This window comes from Kribbella sp. NPDC043289 (genome assembly GCF_056436705.1).
Genome location: NZ_JBWKCB010000001.1, coordinates 1,723,052 through 1,745,489 on the forward strand (window position 1 = coordinate 1,723,052; position 22,438 = coordinate 1,745,489).

At 70.2% G+C, this 22,438-nt stretch carries 19 protein-coding genes; 12 read left to right on the forward strand and 7 right to left on the reverse strand.

Annotated features, from left to right (window positions below):
• Positions 1–28: 28 nt before the first annotated feature.
• On the reverse strand, positions 29–1,090 hold the full coding sequence (locus tag AC0662_RS08195) for a substrate-binding domain-containing protein (RefSeq protein ID WP_452196601.1): 1,062 nt from the start codon (positions 1,088–1,090) through the stop codon (positions 29–31).
• Positions 1,091–1,196: 106 nt separating this feature from the next.
• On the opposite strand from AC0662_RS08195, the gene AC0662_RS08200 reads away from it, so the two are divergent.
• The 9 genes from AC0662_RS08200 (at position 1,197) to AC0662_RS08240 (ending at position 11,185) form a co-directional block, all read left to right on the forward strand.
• Positions 1,197–1,592, forward strand: coding sequence for a MarR family winged helix-turn-helix transcriptional regulator (locus AC0662_RS08200; RefSeq protein ID WP_452196602.1), 396 nt, complete (start codon positions 1,197–1,199; stop codon positions 1,590–1,592).
• 102 nt (positions 1,593–1,694) lie between these two features.
• Positions 1,695–3,332: a purine-cytosine permease family protein gene (locus AC0662_RS08205; RefSeq protein WP_452196603.1), complete on the forward strand. Its 1,638-nt coding sequence runs from the start codon at positions 1,695–1,697 to the stop codon at positions 3,330–3,332.
• On the forward strand, positions 3,329–3,631 hold the full coding sequence (locus tag AC0662_RS08210; protein WP_452196604.1) for an urease subunit gamma: 303 nt from the start codon (positions 3,329–3,331) through the stop codon (positions 3,629–3,631). The genes AC0662_RS08205 and AC0662_RS08210 overlap by 4 nt, the downstream gene beginning before the upstream one ends.
• Before the next feature lie 11 nt (positions 3,632–3,642).
• Positions 3,643–4,227, forward strand: coding sequence for an urease subunit beta (ureB, locus tag AC0662_RS08215; protein ID WP_452196605.1), 585 nt, complete (start codon positions 3,643–3,645; stop codon positions 4,225–4,227).
• Positions 4,220–5,917 (forward strand): urease subunit alpha, encoded by a 1,698-nt coding sequence (locus tag AC0662_RS08220; protein ID WP_452196606.1) that lies wholly within the window; start codon positions 4,220–4,222, stop codon positions 5,915–5,917. The genes ureB and AC0662_RS08220 overlap by 8 nt, the downstream gene beginning before the upstream one ends.
• Positions 5,917–6,945, forward strand: a complete 1,029-nt coding sequence (locus tag AC0662_RS08225) for an urease accessory protein UreF (protein WP_478299314.1) — start codon at positions 5,917–5,919, stop codon at positions 6,943–6,945. Before AC0662_RS08220 ends, AC0662_RS08225 begins: the two co-directional genes overlap by 1 nt.
• Entirely contained in the window at positions 6,938–7,654 is a 717-nt protein-coding gene (gene ureG / locus AC0662_RS08230; protein ID WP_452196608.1) for an urease accessory protein UreG, read from the forward strand. Before AC0662_RS08225 ends, ureG begins: the two co-directional genes overlap by 8 nt.
• Positions 7,638–8,324, forward strand: a complete 687-nt coding sequence (locus AC0662_RS08235; protein ID WP_452196609.1) for an urease accessory protein UreD — start codon at positions 7,638–7,640, stop codon at positions 8,322–8,324. Before ureG ends, AC0662_RS08235 begins: the two co-directional genes overlap by 17 nt.
• Positions 8,325–8,398: 74 nt before the next feature.
• Complete coding sequence (locus AC0662_RS08240; RefSeq protein ID WP_478299317.1) at positions 8,399–11,185, forward strand: ATP-binding protein; 2,787 nt, start codon at positions 8,399–8,401, stop codon at positions 11,183–11,185.
• On the opposite strand, the gene AC0662_RS08245 is transcribed toward AC0662_RS08240, so the two are convergent.
• The 3 genes from AC0662_RS08245 to AC0662_RS08255 are packed head-to-tail and all read right to left on the reverse strand — an operon-like array spanning position 11,182 to position 13,762.
• A complete protein-coding gene (locus tag AC0662_RS08245) occupies positions 11,182–11,910 on the reverse strand; it encodes an SDR family oxidoreductase (RefSeq protein ID WP_478299319.1) in 729 nt (242 codons plus the stop codon). The two genes, AC0662_RS08240 and AC0662_RS08245, sit on opposite strands and share 4 nt — an antisense overlap.
• A 32-nt stretch (positions 11,911–11,942) precedes the next feature.
• Complete coding sequence (locus AC0662_RS08250; protein WP_478299321.1) at positions 11,943–13,469, reverse strand: DHA2 family efflux MFS transporter permease subunit; 1,527 nt, start codon at positions 13,467–13,469, stop codon at positions 11,943–11,945.
• Complete coding sequence (locus AC0662_RS08255) at positions 13,466–13,762, reverse strand: muconolactone Delta-isomerase family protein (protein WP_452196613.1); 297 nt, start codon at positions 13,760–13,762, stop codon at positions 13,466–13,468. The genes AC0662_RS08250 and AC0662_RS08255 overlap by 4 nt, the downstream gene beginning before the upstream one ends.
• Positions 13,763–13,948: 186 nt before the next feature.
• Here AC0662_RS08255 and AC0662_RS08260 point away from each other — a divergent pair, with 186 nt between their 5' ends.
• Positions 13,949–15,313: a dihydrolipoyl dehydrogenase family protein gene (locus AC0662_RS08260; RefSeq protein ID WP_452196614.1), complete on the forward strand. Its 1,365-nt coding sequence runs from the start codon at positions 13,949–13,951 to the stop codon at positions 15,311–15,313.
• A gap of 6 nt (positions 15,314–15,319) precedes the next feature.
• Here the strand turns inward: AC0662_RS08260 and AC0662_RS08265 are convergent, their stop codons facing one another.
• Positions 15,320–17,257, reverse strand: a complete 1,938-nt coding sequence (locus tag AC0662_RS08265; RefSeq protein ID WP_452196615.1) for a LuxR C-terminal-related transcriptional regulator — start codon at positions 17,255–17,257, stop codon at positions 15,320–15,322.
• 300 nt (positions 17,258–17,557) lie between these two features.
• Between AC0662_RS08265 and AC0662_RS08270 the strand changes: the two genes are divergently transcribed.
• Both AC0662_RS08270 and AC0662_RS08275 read left to right on the forward strand, forming a co-directional pair.
• Positions 17,558–18,499, forward strand: coding sequence for a LysR substrate-binding domain-containing protein (locus AC0662_RS08270; RefSeq protein ID WP_452196616.1), 942 nt, complete (start codon positions 17,558–17,560; stop codon positions 18,497–18,499).
• The gene (locus AC0662_RS08275; RefSeq protein ID WP_452196617.1) at positions 18,496–19,602 is read left to right on the forward strand and encodes a mandelate racemase/muconate lactonizing enzyme family protein; all 1,107 of its coding nucleotides are present in this window, start codon (positions 18,496–18,498) and stop codon (positions 19,600–19,602) included. Before AC0662_RS08270 ends, AC0662_RS08275 begins: the two co-directional genes overlap by 4 nt.
• Positions 19,603–19,652: 50 nt before the next feature.
• On the opposite strand, the gene AC0662_RS08280 is transcribed toward AC0662_RS08275, so the two are convergent.
• Together AC0662_RS08280 and AC0662_RS08285 are read right to left on the reverse strand one after the other, a co-directional pair.
• Positions 19,653–21,080: a GntT/GntP/DsdX family permease gene (locus tag AC0662_RS08280; protein WP_452196619.1), complete on the reverse strand. Its 1,428-nt coding sequence runs from the start codon at positions 21,078–21,080 to the stop codon at positions 19,653–19,655.
• A 121-nt stretch (positions 21,081–21,201) separates the two neighbouring features.
• Positions 21,202–22,317 (reverse strand): heavy-metal-associated domain-containing protein, encoded by a 1,116-nt coding sequence (locus tag AC0662_RS08285; protein WP_478299325.1) that lies wholly within the window; start codon positions 22,315–22,317, stop codon positions 21,202–21,204.
• Positions 22,318–22,438: the final 121 nt, after the last annotated feature.

The following is a 22,438-nucleotide window of genomic DNA, read 5'->3' on the forward strand; positions in this document are numbered from 1 at the left end:
AGCTAACCATCAAATGGGTTCATAGTGGTTAGTGGGTGTGGGCGATCTGTTCCTGGATCCGGAACTCGAGCCCGTCCGCGACCGCGAGGTACACGTCCTGGTCGACGAGGTTCCCGTCGAGACGGAGCAGGCCGCGCGGACTGTCGTAGAAGTGGCCGGTCGGCAGCGCGGCCGACATCGCGACCGAGCCGCTGATCTCACCGAGGCGGGCGAGGAACCGGATCGCCTCGTAGCAGGATTCGCCGACGGCGTTCAGCGCGGGCGCGAACGTGCCGAAGCGGCCGTAGTACTGGCGGGCGAACTCGCTGCTCTCCACGGTCGTCAAGCCGTCGAAGTACGCCGCCGCCGCGTACACCCCGTGGTTCGCGCCCGGGCCCGCGCCGAGCAGCGTGTTCTCCTCGATCGCCGGACTGAGGCGGAGCAGGCTCTCACTCAGCCCGCCGTCCGCGAACTGGCGGTTGAAATGCACCGCGTCCTGGCCCATCAACAGCATGATCACGCCGTCGGCATCGGTCGCCCGGAGCCCGTCGATCACGGCCCCGAAGTCCGCCGTACCCAGCGGAACGTAGGCCGATCGGACGATCTCGGACCCGGTACCTTGCAGAGCCTCCCGCGCCACCGCGCCGGTGACGCGCGGATAAACGTAGTCGTTGCCGACGACCACCCAGCGCCGGGCGCCGTGGTGCTCGCGCAGCCAGTGTGTTGCCGGGAGCAACTGGTTCACTGGCCGTTCCCCGAGCATGAACACGCCGGGTGTGTCGTCGCCACCCTCGTGCATCGCGGCGAACGCGTACACGACCCGCCCGCCGATCCGCCGGGTCAGCGCGACCCGCACGGCGGAGATGTGCCACCCGGCGACCGCCTCGACCCGCCCCGCGTCGACCAGCCGCCCGACCTCCTCGGCGACGACTTCCGGCGGTCGACCGGCATCGACCTGGACGAGTTCGACCCGTCGCCCGGCGATCCCGTTCCGCGCGTTCAGCTGCTCGACGGCGAGTTGTCCACAGGCCAGACAGGACGGACCGTAGATCCCGGTCGGCCCCTGCAACGGCACCACGAAGGCGATCGGCAGTACGTCGGTACGCCGCACGGTCACCTCCTCCCGCCGTACATCCGGTCAGTGTGACCGAACCGGAGGCGGAAGTTCGACCGAACGGCTATATTTCCCAGCACCTGAACCGAGGAGGGGGGTGCGGATGGCGTCGAACCTGCTCCTGGCGCTCAAGCGGATCGAGCGCGAGATCGAGCTAGGGCTGCAGCCGCTGCTGGACGAGTTCGGGCTGACCGTCGAGCAGTGGCGGATCATGGCGGCGCTGCGCGAGGAACCGGGTCAACCGATGTCGGTGCTCGCGGAGTCCGCCGTACTGCCGGCCGCCAGTCTGACCCGGCACGTGGACAAGCTGGTCGAGCGCGGTCTGGTACTGCGCCGCACCCATCCGGACGACAAGCGCCGGATCGTCACCGCGCTCTCCCCCGTCGGCGGCACGGTCGCCGATCGCCTCGCCGCCACGCAGCGACTGCTCGAGCGCGACCTCACGAAGTACTTCCAGATGGAAATACACGAACGTAGCAACTCGGCAACACGCCGGTAACACGGCGTTCCTAGGTTCCTTCCATTCGGGTGCATCCCCCGCCGGCAACGTCGCCGGTCCGCCGGAGCACCGCTCGCCCGAAGGTGCCGCAGGAGTTCGCCCATGGCTGTTGAACCCTCGCTCGACCACCGCACCACCACCACTCCTTCTCCCACCACCGCCACTCGCGAGACGCTCGAGGACTACACGCTCCGCTTCGCGCCCCGCAGCTACCGGAAGTGGTCGACCGGCGTCGTCGCCGTCTCGGCCCTCGGCGGCATCGCGTACCTCGCCGACTTCGCGATCGGCGCGAACATCGGGATCTCCTACGGCACGACGAACGCGCTGTGGGGGATCGCGATCTTCGCGGTGGTGATCTTCTTGACCGGTCTGCCGCTCGCGTACTACGCCGCGCGGTACAACATCGACCTCGACCTGATCACCCGCGGCAGCGGCTTCGGGTACTACGGCTCGGTCGTCACCAACGTGATCTTCGCGTCGTTCACGTTCATCTTCTTCGCGCTCGAAGGCTCGATCATGGCGCAGGGCCTGCAACTCGGCCTGCACATCCCCCTCTGGCTCGGGTATGCGGTGTCGACGCTGGTGATCTTCCCGCTGGTCATCTACGGGATGAAGGTGCTCTCCACCCTTCAGGTGTGGACGACGCCGCTCTGGCTGATCCTGATGGTGCTGCCGTTCTGCTACCTGCTCGTGTCGCACCCGTCGTCAGTGTCGACGTTCTTCGACTACGGACCCGACGCCGACTTCGGCTCGATGCTGCTGGCCGCCGGCGTCTGCCTGTCGCTGATCGCGCAGATCGCCGAGCAGATCGACTACCTGCGGTTCATGCCGCCGAAGACACCGGAGAACTCGCGCCGCTGGTGGACCGCGATGCTTCTCGCCGGACCCGGCTGGGTGATCTTCGGCGCGCTGAAGCAGGTGATCGGTCTCTTCCTGGCCGTCTACATCATCGCCAACGTCGCCGACTCGTCGTCGATCGCGAACCAGCCGGTGCACCAGTTCCTCGAGATCTACCGCGGGTTCCTGCCCGGGTGGCTGGCGATGACGCTGGCCGTCGTACTGGTCGTGATCAGCCAGGTGAAGATCAACGTGACGAACGCGTACTCCGGTTCGCTGGCCTGGACGAACTCGTACACGCGACTGACCCGGCACTACCCCGGGCGGCTCGTGTTCCTCGGGTTCAACCTGGTGATCGCGCTGGTACTGATGGAGGCGAACATGTTCGACTTCCTCAACACCATCCTCGGGTTCTACGCGAACTGCGGCATGGCGTGGATCGTGGTCGTTGCCTCGGACATCGTGTTCAACAAGTACCTGCTGAAGCTGTCGCCCAAGGCCCCCGAGTTCCGGCGGGGCATGCTGTACGCCGTGAACCCGGTCGGCTTCGTGTCGATGGCGGTCGCGGCCGGTGTGTCGATCCTGGTGTTCTTCGGTGGACTCGGCGACACCATCAAGCCGTACTCACCACTCGTCGCGATCGGACTGGCCGTCGTACTGCCGCCCGTCCTGGCCGTCATCACGCGTGGCAAGTACTACCTTCGCCGGGTGGACGACGGGCTCGACCTGCCGATGTACGACGAACACGGGAACCCCTCCGGCGAGATCCTCACCTGTCACGTGTGCCGCCAGGACTACGAACGCCCCGACATGACCGCCTGCGTCACGCACGACGCGGCCGTGTGCTCACTCTGCCTGAGCACAGACAAGGTGTCCGACCACGTCCTCCCGATGCCGTCGTGAACTTCACCCCCGCCGACGTCGAGAAGCTGCTGCTCTCCGTGGCCGGCATGGTCGCCCGCGACCGGCTGGCCCGGGGAGTCAAGCTCAACCACCCCGAAGCCGTCGCCCTGCTCAGCACCTGGGTCATCGAACGAGCCCGCGACGGCGCCCGCGTCGCCGACCTGATGCAGTCCGGCCGCACCGTCCTCACCCGCGACCAGGTCATGCCCGGCGTCGCCGACCTCCTCACCGACGTCCAGGTCGAAGCAACGTTCCCCGACGGCCGCAAACTCGTCACTATCCACAGCCCGATCATTTGAAGGCAGATTCCATGGCCGACAACGTTAGACTTAGCAAGGAAGAACAGGGCGCGGACAAACCAGCAACCGCAACCCCGACCACGGCAACAGCCAGCCCGACAGCAGCCGACGCCGCAACCCCCACCACGGCAGCAGCCAGCCCGACACCGGCCGACGCCGCAACCGCCGGAGCAACGTCGGCCGACGACGCATCCGTCGAGGTGGCCGTCGGTGCGCCCGCGCGTACAGACGCCCCCGGAGCCGTTCGTGTCCGGCCCGGCACGATCGAACTGAACGCCGACCGCACCGACGACGAACGCCGACGGCTGGTGGTCGTGAACACGGGCGACCGGCCGATCCAGATCGGCTCGCACCTGCACCTGCCCGATGCGAACAGCGCGTTGTCCTTCGACCGCGACGCCGCCCGCGGGTTCCGCCTGGACATCCCGTCCGGTACCTCGCAGCGCTTCGAACCGGGTGCCTCGCGCGAGGTCGCACTCGTCACGCTCCGCGGCAACCGTCGAGTGCCGGGGATCCAGGTGAAGCCCGCGCCACCCGCCGACGCTGTTCGGCCTGGCGTCGCGAACGAGATCCAGTGCGAGGTGAGCCGTGGTTGAGATCTCCCGCTCCGCGTACGCCGCCCTCTACGGCCCGACCGTCGGGGACCAGGTCCGGCTCGCCGACACCGACCTGTGGATCGAGGTCGAGCAGGACCTCACCGTCGGTGGCGAGGAAGTGGTCTTCGGCGGTGGCAAGTCCATCCGCGAGTCGATGGCGCAGGGCACCACGACCCGCGCGGAGGGCGCCCCCGACACCGTCATCACCAACGTGCTCGTCGTCGACTGGTGGGGCATCGTCCGCGCCGACGTCGGGATCCGCGACGGCCGCATCGTCGCACTCGGCCGGGCCGGCAACCCGGACATCGCCGACGGCGTCCACCCCGAGCTGCGGATCGGCCCATCCACCGACGTGATCGCCGGCGAGGGTCGCATCCTCACCGCCGGGGCGATCGACTCCCACGTCCACCTGCTGTCGCCGTCGCAGCTCGACGAAGCGCTCGCGACCGGGATCACCACGATCGTCGGCGGCGGCACCGGCCCGAGTGAGGGCTCCAAAGCGACCACGGTCACTCCCGGGGCATGGCACCTCGAGCAGATGCATCGCGCGCTGGACGCCGTACCGCTGAACATCCTGTTGCTCGGCAAGGGGAACACGGTCAGCGCCGAAGGGCTCGCCGAGCAGGCGCTCGCGGGCGCGGCCGGGTACAAGGTCCACGAGGACTGGGGGTCGACGCCGGCCGCGATCGACGCCGCGTTGCGGGCCGCGGACGAGTGGGGGCTGCAGGTCGCGCTGCACGCCGACAGCCTGAACGAGGCCGGGTACGTCGAGTCGACACTCGGGGCGATCGCCGGGCGGTCGATCCACGCGTTCCACGTCGAGGGCGCGGGCGGCGGACACGCCCCCGACATCTTGTCCATCGCGTCGTATCCGCACGTCATCCCCGGCTCGACGAACCCGACGCTGCCGCACACCGTCAACACGGTCGCCGAGCACCTCGACATGCTGATGGTGTGCCATCACCTGAGCCCCGACGTACCCGAGGATCTCGCGTTCGCCGAGTCGCGGATCCGGGCCACCACGATCGCGGCCGAGGACATCCTGCACGACCTCGGCGCGCTCTCGATCACCTCGTCGGACGCCCAGGCGATGGGCCGGATCGGCGAGGTCATCACCCGCACCTGGCAGGTCGCGCACCTGATGAAGCACCGCCGCGGCGCGCTGGGGACAGTCGCCGACAACGAGCGGGTACGCCGGTACGTCGCGAAGTACACCATCAACCCGGCGATTGCCCACGGCATCGATCACCTGGTCGGCTCGGTCGAGACCGGCAAGCTCGCGGACCTGACGCTATGGGATCCGCGGTACTTCGGTGTTCGGCCCAGTCTCGTGATCAAGGGCGGGGCGATCGCGTGGGCGGCGCTCGGCGATCCGAACGCGTCGATCCCGACACCGCAGCCGGTGCTGATGCGGCCCGCGTTCGGCGACGCGATCGGGGCGGATCTGTCGTACACGTTCGTGTCTCCGGCCGCGCTCGAGGACGGGCTCGGCGAACGGCTCGGGCTGCGGCGACAGCTGCTCGGGGTTCGTCCGACGCGGGACGTCGGCAAGGCGGACCTGAAGAACAACGATGCGCTGCCGGCGATCGACATCGATCCGGAGACGTTCGCGATCCAGATCGACGGTGATCTGGTGCAGCCGGCGCCGGCCGAGGTACTGCCGCTCGCTCAGCTCTACGCGATGTTCTGATGGGCGCCGCGGAGCTGGTCGCGCTGATGCTCGCCGACGGGAGGTTGCCGACCGGCGGGCACACGCAGTCCGCCGGTCTGGAGCCCGCGGTGCGCGCAGGGTTGGGTGCTGAAGGCAAGGAGTTGGCTGACGTGGCGGCGTACGCCCGAGCCCGCCTCCGCACGGTCACCCGCACCGACGCCGCGGTCGCCGTAGTAACCCGCCACCTCGCCCTGCAAGCCACCGCCGCCCACCACCAGCCGCCGAGTCGTGCGTTAAGGCGGGAGTCGGCTGCGTCGAGTCGTGGGGCACGGCTCGAAAACCCGGACCACGACTCACGACTCGACGAGCAGGTGGCCGCGGGACGGGTGGAGAGCGCGGAGGCGGCTGGGGTGGAAGGCGCGGGGGCGAGCAATGGGGCCGGTGCGGCTGGAGCAGATGGTGCCGCCGGAGCGGACGGTCGAGCCGGAGCAGACGGTCGGGCTGGCGCGGACGGTGCGGACGGACCAGACAGTCGGGCCGGTTTCGACGGTCGGGCCGCGGCGGACGGTCGGGTCGGTGTCGACGGTCGGGTCGGTGTGGGTGGGGGCGGGGTGGAGTGGGTTGTTGGGGTTGAGGGGGCTTGGGCGGCTCGGACTCCTAGTCAGGTGCTGCGGGGGGTGGCTCGGTGGCAGGGGCGGGTTTTGTTGCGGGTGGTGGGGCGGGTTTGGCCTGCGGTGTTCGGGTATTTGCCGCGTGATGCGGAGATCGCGCGGCCTGTGGTGCTCGGGGTTGTGGGTGCCGTGACCGGGATGTCCGCCGAGCAGTTGGCGCGGGTTGTGGCGTACGACGACGTACAGACCGTGGTGTCGGCGTCGTTGAAGTTGCTTCCGGTGGATCCGGCGGAGGCGGCGACGTGGGTGGCGGGGTTGCATGACGAGATCGAGCAGCTGGTGGCCGACGTCGCGCCGCTGACCGAGGCCGAGAAGATCCCCGCCACCGGCGCACCGCAGATCGACGTCTTCGCCCACCACCATTCGATCGAGAGAATGAGGTTGTTCCATGCATGACGAGACCCGCTCCTTCCGGCTGGGCGTCGCCGGGCCGGTCGGCACCGGTAAGAGTTCGCTGATCGCCACCGTCTGCCGCGAGCTCGCCGACGAGCTGAACCTCGGTGTGATCACGAACGACATCTACACCGACGAGGACGCGCGGCTGCTGCGTTCGGCCGGTGTCCTCGACCCGGAACGGATCCGGGCCGTCGAGACCGGCGCCTGCCCGCACACCGCGATCCGCGACGACGTCACCCCGAACCTGATCGCCGTCGAGGACCTCGAGCGGGACTTCGCGCCGCTGGACGTCGTACTGGTCGAGTCCGGTGGCGACAACCTGACCGCGACCTTCTCCCCCGCGCTCGTCGACGCGCAGATCTTCGTGCTCGACGTGGCCGGCGGCGGCGACGTCGCCCGCAAGGGTGGCCCGGGCATCGCCCGCGCTGATCTGCTCGTCGTGAACAAGACCGACCTCGCACCGTACGTCGGTGTCGACGTCGACCGGATGGTCCAGGACGCCGAGGCGGCGCGCGAGGGGAAGCCGGTCCTCGCACTGTCGCGGACGGATCCGGCATCGGTCGCGAAGCTCAAGGACTGGGTGCGTTCGATGACCAACGTCGTACGGAACGGACAGCACACGCCCGTCGATCCGGGGCCGATGGCGCCGCATTCGCATGTCGGCGAGGACGGCGAGCTGATCACGCACACCCATGCCCACACGCATTGAGGTCGCCGCCGACCCGATCCGGGACCGCTGTCTGCTGACTACGGATCACCTGTCGCCGCGGCAGCTGCCCGGCCGGGCCGGCGTCGTACGCGTTGCTCTCGTGGCGGCGGGCGCACTGCTGCTCGCCGGCGACGAAGTACGCATCGAGATCGTCGTTCAAGGGCCGGTCCGGCTGGAGATAGTCGAGACCGCCGGCACCGTCGCCTACGGGATGCGCGGCGGCGCCGCGAGATGGGACGTCGACATCCAACTGACCGACGGCGCAAGCCTCCAGTGGTACGCCGAACCGTTCGTCGTATCCGCCGGCGCCGACGTGACCCGTACGACGACGGCACGTCTCGCAGCCGGCTGCACCGCGCACCTGCGCGAGTCCCTCGTGCTCGGTCGCCACGGCGAGGTGGGTGGCACTTTGCAGACCGTGACCCGCGCCTGGCTGGACCACAACCTCTTGCTCGCCGAGGATCTCGACCTGTCTCCCGACGCGCGCGTCAACTGGGCGATCCTCGGCCAGGCTCGGTGTCTGGACACTGTCACCACCCTCGGTTACCGCCTGCCCGACCATCCGCACACGCTCCAACTCGAAGGTCCCGGCTCGATCGCGCGGCAACTCGTGCACGACCAGCACGACAGCACCCTGAGCCAGTGGTCAACGGAGCTGCGACGGCCTTAGGCTGGTGCGGTTCGGCGGACCGCGGGGTGTCCGGATCGGTGCGTGTGCGCACCGCTTGGGAAGGCGGCGGACGGGTGGAACGTGGCAGCGGATTCCGCGGCCTGGACGCGGGACGAGCACGGGGATCGAGACTGCTTGGCCGGCGCTCGGAACGGGCCGTTCTCGATCGGTTACTGTCCGACGTTCGTAGCGGTACCAGCCGGGTGCTCGTCGTCCGAGGCGAGGCCGGGGTCGGGAAGAGCGCGCTGCTGCACCACGCGACCGAGTCCGCGCCGGAGCTGTTCACGCTGCGGGCGGTCGGCGTCCAGTCCGAGATGGAGCTGGTGTTCGCGGCACTGCACCAGTTGTGCGTGCCGCTGCTCGACCGGCTGCCCCGGATTCCCGAACCACAGCGTCGGGCGCTCGCGACCGTGTTCGGGCTGGCTCCAGGCCCGGCGCCGGACCGTTTCATGGTCGGACTCGCGGTGCTCAGCCTGATCTCGGACCTCGCCGAAGAACAGCCGGTACTGGTGGTCGTCGACGACGCGCAGTGGCTCGACACGGCGACCGCGCAGACGCTCGGCTTCGTCGCCCGGCGGGTCGGCGCGGAGGCGGTCGGACTCTTGTTCGGCGCGCGCGAGGTCGGCGTCGAGCTGCACGGTCTGCCGGAGCTCGAGGTCGACGGGCTGCCCGCCGACGACGCGCGTGCGTTGCTCGGGTCCGCGGTCGAGTTCTTGCTCGACGAGCCGATCCGCGACCGTCTGGTGGCCGAGACCGGCGGCAATCCACTCGCCCTGCTCGAGCTGCCGCGCGGCCTGACGGCGACGCAGCTCGCGGCCGGGTTCGGCCTGCTCACCGGACAGGGTCTGCCCGGCCAGATCGAGCAGAGCTTCCTCCGGCAGGCCGACACGCTGCCGGCGCCGATCCGGCAATTGCTGCTCGTCGCCGCGGCCGAACCGGTGGGTGATCCGGTCCTCGTACGCCGCGCCGCCGACCAGCTCGGCATCGACGCCGTGTTCGCCGAGATCGAGGGACTGCTGTCGCTGGGTGAACGGGTCACTTTCCGGCACCCGCTCGTCCGGTCGGCCCTCTACGGGTCGGCGTCCGCGACCGAGCGGCGCGCCGTACACCTGGCGCTGGCGGACGCGACGGACTCGGCCGCCGATCCGGATCGACGCGCCTGGCACCTCGCCGCGGCCGCGTCGGGGCCGGACGAGGAAGTGGCCCGCGAGCTGGAACGCTCGGCCGACCGCGCCCAGGCCCGCGGCGGGTTCGCCGCGGCGGCCGCCTTCCTGCAGCGGGCCGTCGCGCTGACCCGAGATCCGGTACGCCGGACCGAACGCGCGCTCGCCGGAGCGCACGCCAGCCTGCAGGCCGGAGCCTTCGGTACGGCGTGGGCGCTGCTCGCCACCGCCGAGGCCGGACACCTGGACGATCTCGGCCGCGCGCGGATCGACCTGCTCCGCGCCGAGGCAGCGTTCGCACAGCAACGCGGTCGGGACGCGCCGGGTCTCCTGCTACGCGCCGCCCGGACCCTCGAACCGCTCGACCGGCGACTGGCTCGCGACACCTACCTCGATGCCTGGAGCGCCGGGTTGTTCGCCGGGCAAATGGCCGAGGTGGTGGGGCTGCGCGAGGTCTCGCTGGCCGCGCGGGAGGCTCCGCGAGCCGGGACGGTGCCGCGAAGTTCCGACGTACTGCTGGACGGGTTCGCGCTGCTGTTCGCCGAGGGGCGCGAGCCGGCGGTGCCGATGCTGAAGGAGGCCGCGGTCGCGTTCGGCGGGGCGGACGCGACGACCGAGGAGGTACTGCGCTGGGGATGGCTGGCCACCGCGGCGGCCGCGACCGCGTGGGACTTCGAGGCCTGCCTCGCCACCGCCACCCGCCAAGTCGAAACCGCCCGCAGCGCCGGCGCGCTCGCCGTACTGGCGGTCGGCGTGAACGTGCTCGGGCAGGTGATCGCGATCGCCGGCGACTTCGCGGACGCGACCTCGCTGCGCGCCGAGGCCGACGCGGTCCGGGAGGCGACCGGCACCCACGTCGGGCCGTACGGCGCACTGGTGCTGACCGGGCTCCGCGGGCGACCGGACGAGGCGTTCCCGCTGATCGACGACGCGATCGCGAGCGGCACCGCCGAGGGGCAGGGTACGGCGGTCCAGTACGCACGCTGGGCGCGGTCGATCGTCCTGAACGGGCTCAGCCGGCACGACGAAGCGTTGCTCTGGGCAACGATGGCGAGCGAGGACACACCGGAGCTGTTCGTGTCCTCCTGGGCGTTGAGCGAGCAGATCGAAGCCGCCGTCCGCAGCGGACGACAGCGCGAGGCGGTCGCCGCACTGGAACGGCTGCAGGACAAGACGGGCGACACCGACGAGGCCTGGGGCCGCGGAATCGAAGCTCGCGCGCGCGGACTGGTGCACGCCGACGAGACGGCGTACCTGGAATCGATCGAACAGCTGACACCGACCCGGCTGCGCCCCGACCTGGCCCGCGCCCACCTCCTGTACGGCGAATGGCTCCGGCGGAAGACTCGACGAGGTGAGGCCCGCACCGAGTTGCGCAGCGCCTACGACCTGTTCTCGTCGATCGGCATGGAAGCGTTCACCGAGCGCGCACGTCGCGAACTGCAGGCGACCGGCGAGACCGTCCGCAAACGAGCGGCCGCGCCGACGGCAGGCGACGAGCTCACCTCACAGGAACTGCAGATCGCCTTACTCGTTCGCGACGGGCTGTCGAACCCTGAAGTCGGCAGTCGGCTGTTCCTCAGCCCGCGCACGGTCGAATGGCACCTTCGCAAGATCTTCGACAAGCTCTCCATCAGCTCTCGTCGGCAGTTGCGGGAGGCGCTGCCCGAGGCAGGCTACGAGGCGGCGATCGGTTAGCCCGGCACCAACTGTTGGCCTCCGTCGACGTCGTACGTCGCACCTGTCAGCGCACCGTTGGTCATCAGGTGCAGGATCAGGTCGGCGACGTCGTCCGGGCCGACGACGCGCCGGATCGGCAGCGTGGCTCGCAGGTTCGCGCGGCGCTCCTCGAGCTGGTCCCCTAGCAGCCTGGCGGACAGTGGCGTGTCGACGAAGCCGGCCGCGACCGTGTTCACCCTGATCGGGGCGATCTCGAGCGCGGCGTTCGCGACGATCGCGGACAACGCCGCCGTACCGATGGCGGCCAGGACGAGGCCGACTCCGGGGCGCCGGGCACCGGTGCCGCTGATGAACGTGAGCGAGCCGCCCGCACGCACCCGGCCGATGCACAGTCTCGCGATGCGTAGCGATCCGACGAGATGTTCGTCGATGTTGCGCTGCACCTCGTCGAGGTCCATCTCCGCGATCGGCGCGTAGAAGGGCCCGCTACCGCTCACCAGAATGTGGTCGAGCCGATCGGGCAGCCCCGCGAAGAGCTGCTCGACCTGGGCCGGGTCGGCCAGGTCCAGCGCCACGCCGCGCTCGGCGCCTACGTCGGCGACGGCCTTGTCGAGGCGCTCCTGGTTGCGGCCGGCGAGGATCACCCGCGCGCCGGCCGCGCGCGCCTGCTGGGCCGTCGACAGACCGATGCCCGAACTGCCGCCGAGCACCACCACGACCTGCCCCTCAAGACTCTCGGTCATCGTCCTCTCCCCTTCCGTCAGGCCTGTTCAGATCAGGTTGTCACGGGTACCGCGCACCCGTGCACGCGCGGCGTCGCCGGCAGCTGGATCGTGGACGGGCGGCCGCGGGCGACGTACCCGAAGGTGATCGCGGCGGCGACGACGCTGAGGGCCGCCATCACGAGCATCGCGACCTGGTACCGGTCGGCGAGCGGTTGCGCGAGGTCGTCGGAGCCGCCGACACCGAGCAGCGCCGGGATCAGCGCGATCAGCACGACACCGCCGACGCGTGAGGCGGCGTCGTTGATCGCCGACGCCTCGCCGAAATCCGCGTCGTCGACCGCGGCGAGGACGCCGGCGGTGAGGGGGGCGACGGTCAGGCCGATGCCGAGACCCCAGAGCAGCGCGCCCGGGAGGATCGCCTGGGCGTAGCTCTGACCGGGGCTCGCGGCCGACAGCCAGGCGAAGCCGCCGGCCACGACGAGAATGCCGAGGGTCATCGGCAGGCGAACGCCGACCCGGGCGACGAGGCCGCCGACGAACGGCGACACGAGCAGGAAGACCGCCGACTCGGGGATCAGGGCCGCCCCGGCCGCGGTCGCGCTGTAGCCGAGCGCCAATTGGCACTGCAGTACGACGAGGTAGCTGGCCGCCGAGAGTGCGCCGTAGAACAAGATCGTCGCGGCGTTGATGGCCACGAACTGTCTGATCCGGAAGAGCGCCGTCCGCAGCATCGGCGCCGACCGCCGTTGCTCCACTGGAACCAGCGCCGCCAAGCAGGCCACGCCAACCACTGCGGACACGAGTACGACGGGGCTCGCCCAGCCCGACGCGGGACCCGCGGTGAGCGCATAGATCACGCCACCCAACCCGACGACAGCCAGCACGGCCCCCGCGAGATCCAGCGACAGCGGGCGCCGCGGGCGGCTGACTTCCGGTACGCCGCGAAGTACCCACAACGCGGCGACGATCAGTGGCACGTTCAGCAGGAACACGTAGCGCCAGGACGCGTGGTCCACCAGCCAACCCCCGCCGTACGGGCCGAGCGTCGTACCGAGAGTCGACAGGCCCGCCCAGACGCCGATGCCCTTCGCGCGGTCCTCCGGGCGCAGAGTGCCGTTGAGCAGCGCCAGGCTGCTCGGCACGACCATGGCTCCCCCCGCGCCCTGCACGACCCGCGCGGCGATCAGCGCCTCGACGTTCGGTGCCGCCGCACAGCACAGCGACGCGACCACCATGACGAGCAGGCCGACGACGAGCAGCCGGCGCCAGCCGAAGTGATCGGCCAGCGCGCCGGCCAGCAACAGCAACGAGGCGACCGTCACCAGGTAGCCCGTCAGGATCCATTGCAGGCCGCTGACCCCGGTTCCCAGATCGCGCCCGATCGCCGGGATCGCGACGTTGATCATGTACGCGTCGATGAAGCCGACCATCGACGCCAGCACCGTCGCGGCCACGAGCAGCCCGCCGGCCCGCCCGCGCAACGCGACCCCCGTGCCGCCATACCCCATGCCGCCATTCCCCGTGCCGCCGTACGACGCTCCGCCGGTGACCGTGGGTTCGTCGTCCTGCGCGGTCATGCCCGAGCGCCGGGATCGTTGGGGTGCGGGGTCAGCGGGAGGACGTCGTCGGTGCGCCAGATCCGCAGCGGCATCGAGGCCAGAACCTTCTCCAGGTGGGCCGCGTCGTCCGCGTCGAACAGGCCGATCGTGCGCCACTCCCCCGGCGCCAACGGCGGACGCCAGAGTCGTTTGACCCGTCCCTGCGCGGCCAGCTCGGCGGATTGGGCGGCCTCCCGAGCACGTACTTCGGCTACTTCGGCCTCGGTGACGCCGTCGGGCACGTGCGTGGTCATCGTGACCAGGAATTCCATTCCCGCCTCCGTGTGGTGGCTGCCGTCGTGGCCGTGCTGTCTGGTCCACGATCCGCCCGCGCGCCCCGGGTTGGCCCCGGTGACGCTCACTGGTCGCCGCAGACCAGGGACACTCACTGGCCCAACCGGCGCGGCCCCCGCGGCAGCCTGAGGGTGAGCCGATCAGCTCGGCGGAAGGAGCACGCGATGGCTGGGGAGACAGGCAGGGACTATGACGTGATCGTCCTCGGCGCCGGCGCGCCAGGCGAACACTGCGCAGCGACATTGGCCAAGGGCGGTGCCCGCGTCGCCGTCGTCGAGCGTGAACTGCTCGGTGGCGAGTGCTCGTACTGGGCCTGCATTCCTTCGAAGACCCTGCTGCGGCCGGGCGAGGCGCTGGCGGAGGCGCTCGACGCGCCGGGCGCCCGCGAGGCGGTGACCGGCGCCCTCGACGTACCGGCTGCCTTGGGGTGGCGGGACTTCATGGTGTCGAGCTACGACGACGCCGGCCAGGTGTCGTGGGCCAAGAGCGCCGGCATCGAGGTACTACGGGGTCATGGCCGGCTCGCGGGTCCGCACACCGTCGCGGTCGACGATCGCACGTACAGCACCGACGCCGTCGTGATCGCGTGCGGCGCGGACCCGATCATCCCGCCCGTACCCGGGCTCCGGGAGCTACCGGGGGTGTGGACGAATCGCGACGTGACCGGGCTGGTCGACGTACCGGGTCGGCTGCTGGTGCTCGGTGGCGGCGCGACTGGCGTGGAGATGAGTCAGGCGATGGCGCAGATGGGTTCGCACGTGACACTGATCGAGATGAGCGAGCACCTGATGCCGCGGGAGCCCGCCGCGGTCGGCGAGGCGATCGGGGTCGCGCTGAGCGCCGACGGTGTGGACGTTCGGGTCGGCATCGGGGCGGAGCGGGTGCAGCTCGCGGGATCGTCGTACGTCATCGATCTCAGTGACGGGACGCAGGTCGAGGGCGACCGGGTGCTGGTCGCGACCGGGCGGCGGCCGCGGGTCGACGGGATCGGGCTGGAGACGGTCGGGATCGAGGCCAACCCGCGTGGTATCCCGGTCGACGAGCAACTCCAGGCCGCGCCGGGGATCTGGGCGATCGGGGACGTGACCGGGTTGTGGCAGTTGACGCATGTCGGCGAGTACCAGGGGCGCGTGGCGGCGAGCAACATCCTCGGGACCCCACGGACGGCGGACTACGCGGCCGTCCCCCGCGTCGTGTACTGCTACCCGCAGGCGGCGTCCGTCGGTGCGGCGGATGGTGCCTACACGAGCACGATCCAGCTCGCCGGCGTGCCGCGAACCTCGACGTACCTGCGGTCCTACGACACGCAACCTGGGTTCCTCACGCTGGTGTCCGACGGTTCGGTGCTCACGGGTGCGTACGCCGTTGGTCCGGAAGCCGGTGAATGGCTGCAGCAAGCGACGCTGGCGGTCCGGGCCAAGGTGCCGCTGCCCGTCCTGCTCGACGTGATCCAGCCGTTCCCGACGTTCTCCGAGGCCTTCCTCCAGGCGGTCCGCGACCTCACGAGGCAACTCGGCCGCATCGCCTGACGTCCTTCAGGAGTGCTTCTCGTTGGCCGCGCCGTGCAGTGCGGCGAGTTCGGCGCGGGTGGAGATGCCGAGCTTCGCGTAGACGCGCGTCAGGTGGTACTGGACGGTCTTGGTGGACAGGAAGAGCTGGGCGGCGACCTCACGGTTCGACAATCCGGTGGCGACGAGGCCCGTGATGGTCTGCTCCTGCGGGGTCAGATCCGCGGTACGACGTTCGGTTCGGGAGCCACCGGCGTTGAGTTCGCGGTCGCAGCGGGCGACGTACGTGGTGGCGCGGAGAGCCTCGAAGACCTCGCGGGCCGACGAGAGGTACGAGCTTGCCTGGCGTCGTTTGCCCGCGCGACGGAGCGCCTGGCCGTAGGCGAACTCGACCCGGGCGCGATCGAAGCGGAGCGGCGAATCCTCGAGCGCGGACAGGGCACGGTCGAACGAGTCCCAGGCGGCGTCGAGGTTCCCGAGCGCGGCTTGGAGGCGACCACGGGTACGGGCGAGCCGCGCGACGACCGAGGGATGATCGCGGGCACGTTCCTCGTGCGCACTCAGAACGGCTTCAGCGTAGTCGTACCTGTTGAGGGCGATCAGGGCGGTGGCGTAGGCCATGATCGGGCCGGTCAGCTCGATCTCGCTCCTGCGAAGCAGCGGCTCCGCGGCGGTGCAGGTGTCCAGCGCGCGGTCCCATTCACCCAGCAGGAACTGCGTGCGGCCGAGCCAGGCACTCGCCCACAGCGAGATCCGCGCGGACCCGCCGAGCACGCCGGTCGGCACCGCGCTCTCCAGCTCCGCCCGCGCGGCCTCCACGTCGTCGAGCGCGAGCTGCAGCCAGCCCGCGCCGAGTCGTACCCGCTGCACCTGCGCACCGAGCCGCACCTGCTCGGTGAGATCGGCGTACGTCGCCCGCGCCGCAGCGGACTCGCCGCGCGCGACCAGACCGAGTCCGCGAATAGCAGCCGCCTCGACGCCGGCGGGCTCGCTCAGGTCGGCCAGCTCGAGCGCCCGGTCCGCCCACGTGACGAGCTCTTGCCAATGGCAACGAGCCAGCGAGTGCAGGACGTAGCGCTGGGCGATCGCGGCGCCGACCTCGGGCGATCGCTCGACGTTGGTCAGCTCCCAGGCCCGCGCGAGCCAGACCTCCGCCTCGGCGCCCCGGCCGCGGAGAATCGCGAGATAGCCGAGGACGGCGTTGCGCAGCGGCGTCTCCCGGAGGCTCTCGATCGCGGGGATCAACGCGCGCGCACCCGGTCCGTCACCGGCGCCGAGGAGCGCATCGACGGCACTCGTCAGCCGTGCCTCGCGCAGCAGTCGATCCTCGGTCATCCGGCTGGACGCGGTCAGCAGGGCTGCCGCCTTCCCCCACTCGCCTTGTGCAGCACAGTCCTCCGCCAGCGCGGCTAGTTCACCCGCGAGCTCGGCATCCGGTCCTGTCGCGGCCGCCACGAGGTGCCGCAGACGCACCGCTGGATCGGTCGCCGTCGCGGCCGCTGCCCGGTGAATCTCCACCGTGCGCTGCCGCCCGAGCTCCGCCCGTACCGCAGCTGCGACCATCGGATCAGCCGGCTGGACGAGCTGCGCCCCGGGTACGCCGGACACAACGATGAGCCCGGCTCGCTCCGCCTCGTCGACCAAGCCCCACACGTCACCCGCAAGCTCCGCCTGGTCGGCGGCCACGCTCAACGGCTCTGGATCTCCCACCACGCCGACGGTTTGGACCAAGCGCCGAGCCGCGGCCGACAGACTGCCCATCGCCTCCCGTACGCGCGCCACGACCTCCGCAGGCGCTGGCAGGACTGGCTCTGCCTCGTCCCACACCTCGCGCGGCAGCTCGTCGAGCAAGGCCGTGCCGGCACCTGGCAGGCCGCCCGTGTGCACGCGCAACCGTTCAGCCACGCGAGCCGACAGGCACACCCCACGAGCCTCCGCGAGCAGCACAACCTCGCCCGCGGTCAACGGTTCCAGGGTCAACCGGTGCTCAGCCTCTCGAACCTCCAGCTCCCGCGAGGCGCCGAGAACGACCAAGAGATTGGCGTCGCGGTGATGACGAACTGCGCTGGACAGGACCTGCAGGGAGAACGTGGCAGCAGCGGAACACGACCGGCACCAGGGCACTGCCTAGTCCTGACCCAGGCAGGCATTAATAAGCACTGCCGATCAATCCGTCCGAAATGAGTACTTGTCCTGACTCAATATTCGTATCTACGGTGAATCAATCCACCCGATCCACCCATCAGCAGACCCGGAGGACGAGCGATGGAACTGCGCCACTTGCGGTACTTCGCGGCCGTGGCCGAGACCTGTCACTTCGGGCAGGCGGCCGAGCGGCTGCACATGGCGCAGCCCGCGCTCTCCCAGGCGATCCGCCAGCTCGAGGCCGAGCTCGGCGCCGTCCTCCTCACCCGGACGACCCGCCAGGTCCGGCTCACCCCGGCCGGCGAGTTCTTCCACGACGAGGCCCGCCGCATCCTCCAGCAACTCGACGACGCGGTGAGCGGGGTACGCCGGGTCGCCGACGGCCACCGCGGCCTGATCAGAGTCGGCTTCACCGGTACGGCGGCCTTCACGCAACTCCCACGCTTCGCCCGCATCCTGCAGAACCGCCTTCCGGATGTGGCGCTCGAGGTGCACGCCGACATGCTCACCCCCGCGCAGACCGAGGGCCTGCAGAACGGGAGCCTGGATCTCGCCGTTCTCCGGCCGCCGCTGCCCGGCGGCGACCTGGAGGTCCGCACCATCGAGATCGAGCCGCTCGTGCTCGCACTGTCCGTCGATCACCGGCTCGCCGAAGAGCCCGAGATCGCGGTCACCGACCTCGCGACCGAGCCGTTCGTCTTCTACTCGTCGAAGAACTCCGCGGTGAACGACGCGGTGCAGCGGGTCTGCCAGGAGGCGGGTTTCACGCCGCGCCGCGAGCACGAGGCGCCTGGCACCGCCGTACTGCTGCCGCTGATCGCCGCCGGGCTCGGCGTGGCGCTCGTCCCCGGATCGGTCCGGGCCGTCCCGCTCGACGGCGTGGTGTTCCGGGAGGTCGACGGCGCCGGCTCGATCGAGCTCGCGCTGGCCTGGCGCCGCGACGAGTCCTCACCGCTCGTCCGTTCCGTCCTCGCCGAGCTCGACGGCGCCGGCCTCTTCAACTCTGATCAAGCAGATGCCCAAGAAGATGCCCAAGAAGATGCACAGGAGGTGCCCCGATGAAGATCACCGCGATCGAAGCGATCCCCTTCGCGATCCCGTACCGCAAGCCGCTGTACTTCGCGAGCGGATCCGTCGAGGTCGCCCAGCACGTCCTGGTCCGCGTGCACACCGACGACGGCGTCGTCGGCATCGCCGAGGCTCCCCCGCGCCCCTTCACGTACGGCGAGACGCAGGCCGGCGTGATCGCGGTCATCGAACAGCTCTTCGCGCCCGCGATCGTCGGCACCAGCCTGCTCGAACGCGAGACGATCATGGCTCGCCTCAACCGCACGGTCGGCAACCCGGTCGCCAAGTCGGCCGTCGACATGGCGGTCTGGGACGCGCTCGGCCGAAGCTTGGACGTCCCCGTCACAGAACTGCTCGGCGGCTACTCCGATCGGATGCGGGTCTCGCACATGCTCGGGTTCGACGAACCCGCCGCAATGGTCGCCGAGGCCGAACGAATCCGGGACCAGTACGGCGTCCGCACCTTCAAGGTGAAGGTCGGACGGACGCCGTACCAGCTCGACACCGCTGTGGTGCGGGCGCTGCGCGAAGGGCTCGGCGACGACGTCGAGTTGTACGTCGACGGCAACCGTGGCTGGTCGGCCTCGATCGCCGCCCGCGCGATGCATGAGATGGCCGACCTCGGGTTGCTGTTCGCCGAGGAGCTGTGCCCGGCCGACGACGTGCTCGGACGGCGCTGGCTGGTCGGGCAGTGCGACGTACCGTTCATCGCCGACGAGTCCGCCGTCACGCCGGCCGACGTGACGCGGGAGATCCTCGGCGGCGCGGCGACCGCGGTCAGCATCAAGACCGCGCGCACCGGATTCACCTACTCGCAACGTGTCCATCACCTCGCCGAGGGCCTCGGTGTGGAGGTCGTGATGGGCAACCAGATCGACGGACAGCTCGGCACGATGTGCACGGTCGCCTTCGGTTCGGCGTTCCGGCTCACCACGCAGCGGGCCGGCGAGCTGTCCAACTTCCTCGACATGAGCGACGACCTGCTGACCGAACCGTTGCAGATCTGCGACGGCACGCTGGCCGTCCGCCCCGGCGCCGGGCTCGGCGTCGAGATCGACCCGGACAAACTGGCGCGCTACCGCCAGGACAGGAGCTGACGGCTACGGCTACCGCAATCGCAGCCTGCGGCGGCTTCGTCCTCGACGCGTCACAAGAAGGCTGACAACAGCAGCGTCAGCCCGAGACCCATCACCGAGATGATGGTCTCCATCACCGACCAGGTCTTGATGGTCTCGCCAACGGTCATCCCGAAGTACTCCTTGACCAGCCAGAAGCCGGCGTCGTTCACGTGCGAGAAGAACAACGAGCCGGCCCCGATGGCGAGCACGATCAGCGCGACGTGCGTGGCGCTCTCGCCGGTCGCGAGCGGCGCCACGATCCCCGCGGCCGTCACCGTGGCGACGGTGGCGGAGCCGGTCGCCAGCCGGATCAGCACCGCGACGATCCAGCCGAGCAGCAGCGCGGACAGGTTCGCGGCGATCGCGATCTTGGCGATCGCCGTCCCGGTCCCGCCGTCCACCAGGACCTGTTTGAAGCCACCGCCGGCGCCGACGATCAGCATCACACCGGCGATCGGCAGCAGGCTCGCGGCGATCTTCTTGCTCAGTTCGGGGATGCCGAAGCCGACCGACGTACCGAAGGTGTACATCGCGAGCAGTACGGCGATCAGCAGCGCGACGACCGGGTCACCGATGAACTGCAGCACCGGGAAGAGCGCGGCGTCCTTGCTCATCCAGACGTCCGACGCGGCCTTGAGCAGCATCAGCACCACGGGGCTCAGGACCGTGACCAGCGTCGCGGTGAAACTCGGCGTCCGGGTCCGCGTCCGGACCTGCGTGCCGCCCGCGCCCTCCTCCGGGGCGCCGCCGCTCACCTCGAGCGCGGCGCCGGACGCGCCGATCGGCACCCACTTGGCCGCGAGCCGGCCGAACAGCGGCCCCGCGACGATCACCGTCGGGATCGCGACCAGCAGACCGAGCGCGAGCGTGATACCGACGTTGCCCTTGAGTACGCCGATCGCGGCCAGCGGACCCGGGTGCGGCGGCACGAAGCCGTGCAGCACCGAGAGGCCGGCCAGCGCGGGAATCCCGAGCAGCATCGCGCGGGCGCCGGTCCGCCGTACCGCGAGGACGACGACCGGGATCAGCAGCACCAGGCCGATCTCGAAGAACATCGGGATACCAATGATGAACGCGATCAGCGCCATCTTCCACGGCAGCGCGGCGGGTCTGCCGCGCAGCAGCGTGTCCACGACCTGATCGGCACCGCCGGAGTCGGCGAGCAGCTTGCCGACCATCGCACCGAGCGCGATCAGCACGCCGACGTACCCGAGGACGCTGCCGACACCGGCCTCGTACGACTTCGTGACCAGGCCGGGGGCGATTCCGGAGCCCAGGCCGACGAACAGCGCGCCGATCGTGAGCGCTAGAAACGCGTGCATCTTCAACCCGACGATCAGTGCGACGATGATCGCGATCCCGATCGCGGCGACCACCAGCACCCGGGTGTCGTGCCCGTTCCACGGTGCGTTGAAATCCGCCTCGGCCACCAGACCGACTTCGTAAGCGAGACCCATAGCTTCACCGCTCCCTGGCCGCCAGTCACCGGCCGCCGCGCCACATGTTGTCGGCGGCAACTTTATTGAGGGGCCTCGGTCACACTACTCCCGCGACACGCCTGATCGCCATGGCCTGCGGTCAATCCGGCAGCGGTACGACGGTGTACCCGCGAGCGCGGATCGCCGCGAAACTCCGCGCACGGATCTCGGGCGAGGCGAAGACCGCGGTGACGCGCTTGCTGACCAGGTCGAACTCGGGTGGCTCGACACCGAACTCGGCCACCGCTTTCGTGATCGTCCTGATGCAGTGCTGACAGGTCATGTCCGGAACCTCGAAGGCCGACGCCTCGCCATCGTCCGTCGGCGCCTGGTCGGCGGGCACGATCTCGACGACGTCGAGCAGCCGGGTGAAGGTCTCGACGAAGCGGTCGGCGACGCGCGTCACCAGCGAGATCCGCCGACCGTCGATCACCTGCGGCGCGTGCGCGAGACAGCGCGGCTGCTCGCCGCTCTCGAGTGCCGCGTACTGCGTCGCGCTCGGATCAGTCCCGTCCGCGGCGCCGGCCACTCGCGCCTCCTTCATCGCGCGCAACGCCGCCACGCTGTCCGCCGAGTACGCGACTCGCCCACCGAAGCTGATCAGCTGCACCGGGATCAGTCCGCGCCGGTACGTCGACGCCTGCAGACCCCAGTGCCAGGTCCCCGCGACGGTCGTGAAGATCCCACTGTCCCGCAGTACGCCGGCGAAGGCCGCGGGATCGTCGTACGGCGTCCGCTCGGCAAGGTAGGCGTGCTGGACCAGGACGCGCGCCGCCGCGTCGATCCCGGTCCGGAGGATCGCCAACGGTTCCCGGTCCGTCGTCACGCGTTCGAGGAGTGCCCGGTCCGCGGGCTCCAACGCGTCGGCGCCCGCTCTGGGGTCGGTGTCGAGCATTCGCCAGAGCGCGAGTGTCGCCTCGCGCGCCACGATCGGCACGACCGCTCCGAGCGATCCGGTGTGCGCGACGTTCGAGACGCCGTCGCTGTCGGTCCACGACACCCGGCGCGGCGCCCGGGTGATCAGCCAGGGCGGGCAGTCGGCCAGCCGCGTTCGGAGGAACTCCTCGACGTCACCATCGACCGATTCTTCGCGGCAACCGATCCGGATCGGGGCGACCGCGACCGGTGTGTCGAACAGGTCGTGGGCCACGCCAACCAGCAGTCGCGCGGCCACCGCGCGGTCCGACAGGTCGGCCGGGGCGAGTTCAGCAGTCACGACGGGCTCCTCAGCTCGGCGGCACCACCTCCGATGCTAGGCAACACACGCCACGCCCGCTTCGCTACACAGCGTGTCGTCCGGTCAGGTCTTGCGGTCAAATTATCGATCACTTACTGTC

Bases quoted from the DNA above. Each gene is read 5' to 3' on its own strand.
- AC0662_RS08200 (WP_452196602.1), top strand. From the start codon at position 1,197: ATGGCGTCGAACCTGCTCCTGGCGCTCAAGCGGATCGAGCGCGAGATC.
- AC0662_RS08205 (WP_452196603.1), top strand. From the start codon at position 1,695: ATGGCTGTTGAACCCTCGCTCGACCACCGCACCACCACCACTCCTTCT.
- ureB (WP_452196605.1), top strand. From the start codon at position 3,643: ATGGCCGACAACGTTAGACTTAGCAAGGAAGAACAGGGCGCGGACAAA.
- AC0662_RS08225 (WP_478299314.1), top strand. From the start codon at position 5,917: ATGGGCGCCGCGGAGCTGGTCGCGCTGATGCTCGCCGACGGGAGGTTG.
- ureG (WP_452196608.1), top strand. From the start codon at position 6,938: ATGCATGACGAGACCCGCTCCTTCCGGCTGGGCGTCGCCGGGCCGGTC.
- AC0662_RS08235 (WP_452196609.1), top strand. From the start codon at position 7,638: ATGCCCACACGCATTGAGGTCGCCGCCGACCCGATCCGGGACCGCTGT.
- AC0662_RS08245 (WP_478299319.1), bottom strand. From the start codon at position 11,910: ATGACCGAGAGTCTTGAGGGGCAGGTCGTGGTGGTGCTCGGCGGCAGT.
- AC0662_RS08250 (WP_478299321.1), bottom strand. From the start codon at position 13,469: ATGACCGCGCAGGACGACGAACCCACGGTCACCGGCGGAGCGTCGTAC.
- AC0662_RS08255 (WP_452196613.1), bottom strand. From the start codon at position 13,762: ATGGAATTCCTGGTCACGATGACCACGCACGTGCCCGACGGCGTCACC.
- AC0662_RS08260 (WP_452196614.1), top strand. From the start codon at position 13,949: ATGGCTGGGGAGACAGGCAGGGACTATGACGTGATCGTCCTCGGCGCC.
- AC0662_RS08270 (WP_452196616.1), top strand. From the start codon at position 17,558: ATGGAACTGCGCCACTTGCGGTACTTCGCGGCCGTGGCCGAGACCTGT.
- AC0662_RS08275 (WP_452196617.1), top strand. From the start codon at position 18,496: ATGAAGATCACCGCGATCGAAGCGATCCCCTTCGCGATCCCGTACCGC.
- AC0662_RS08280 (WP_452196619.1), bottom strand. From the start codon at position 21,080: ATGGGTCTCGCTTACGAAGTCGGTCTGGTGGCCGAGGCGGATTTCAAC.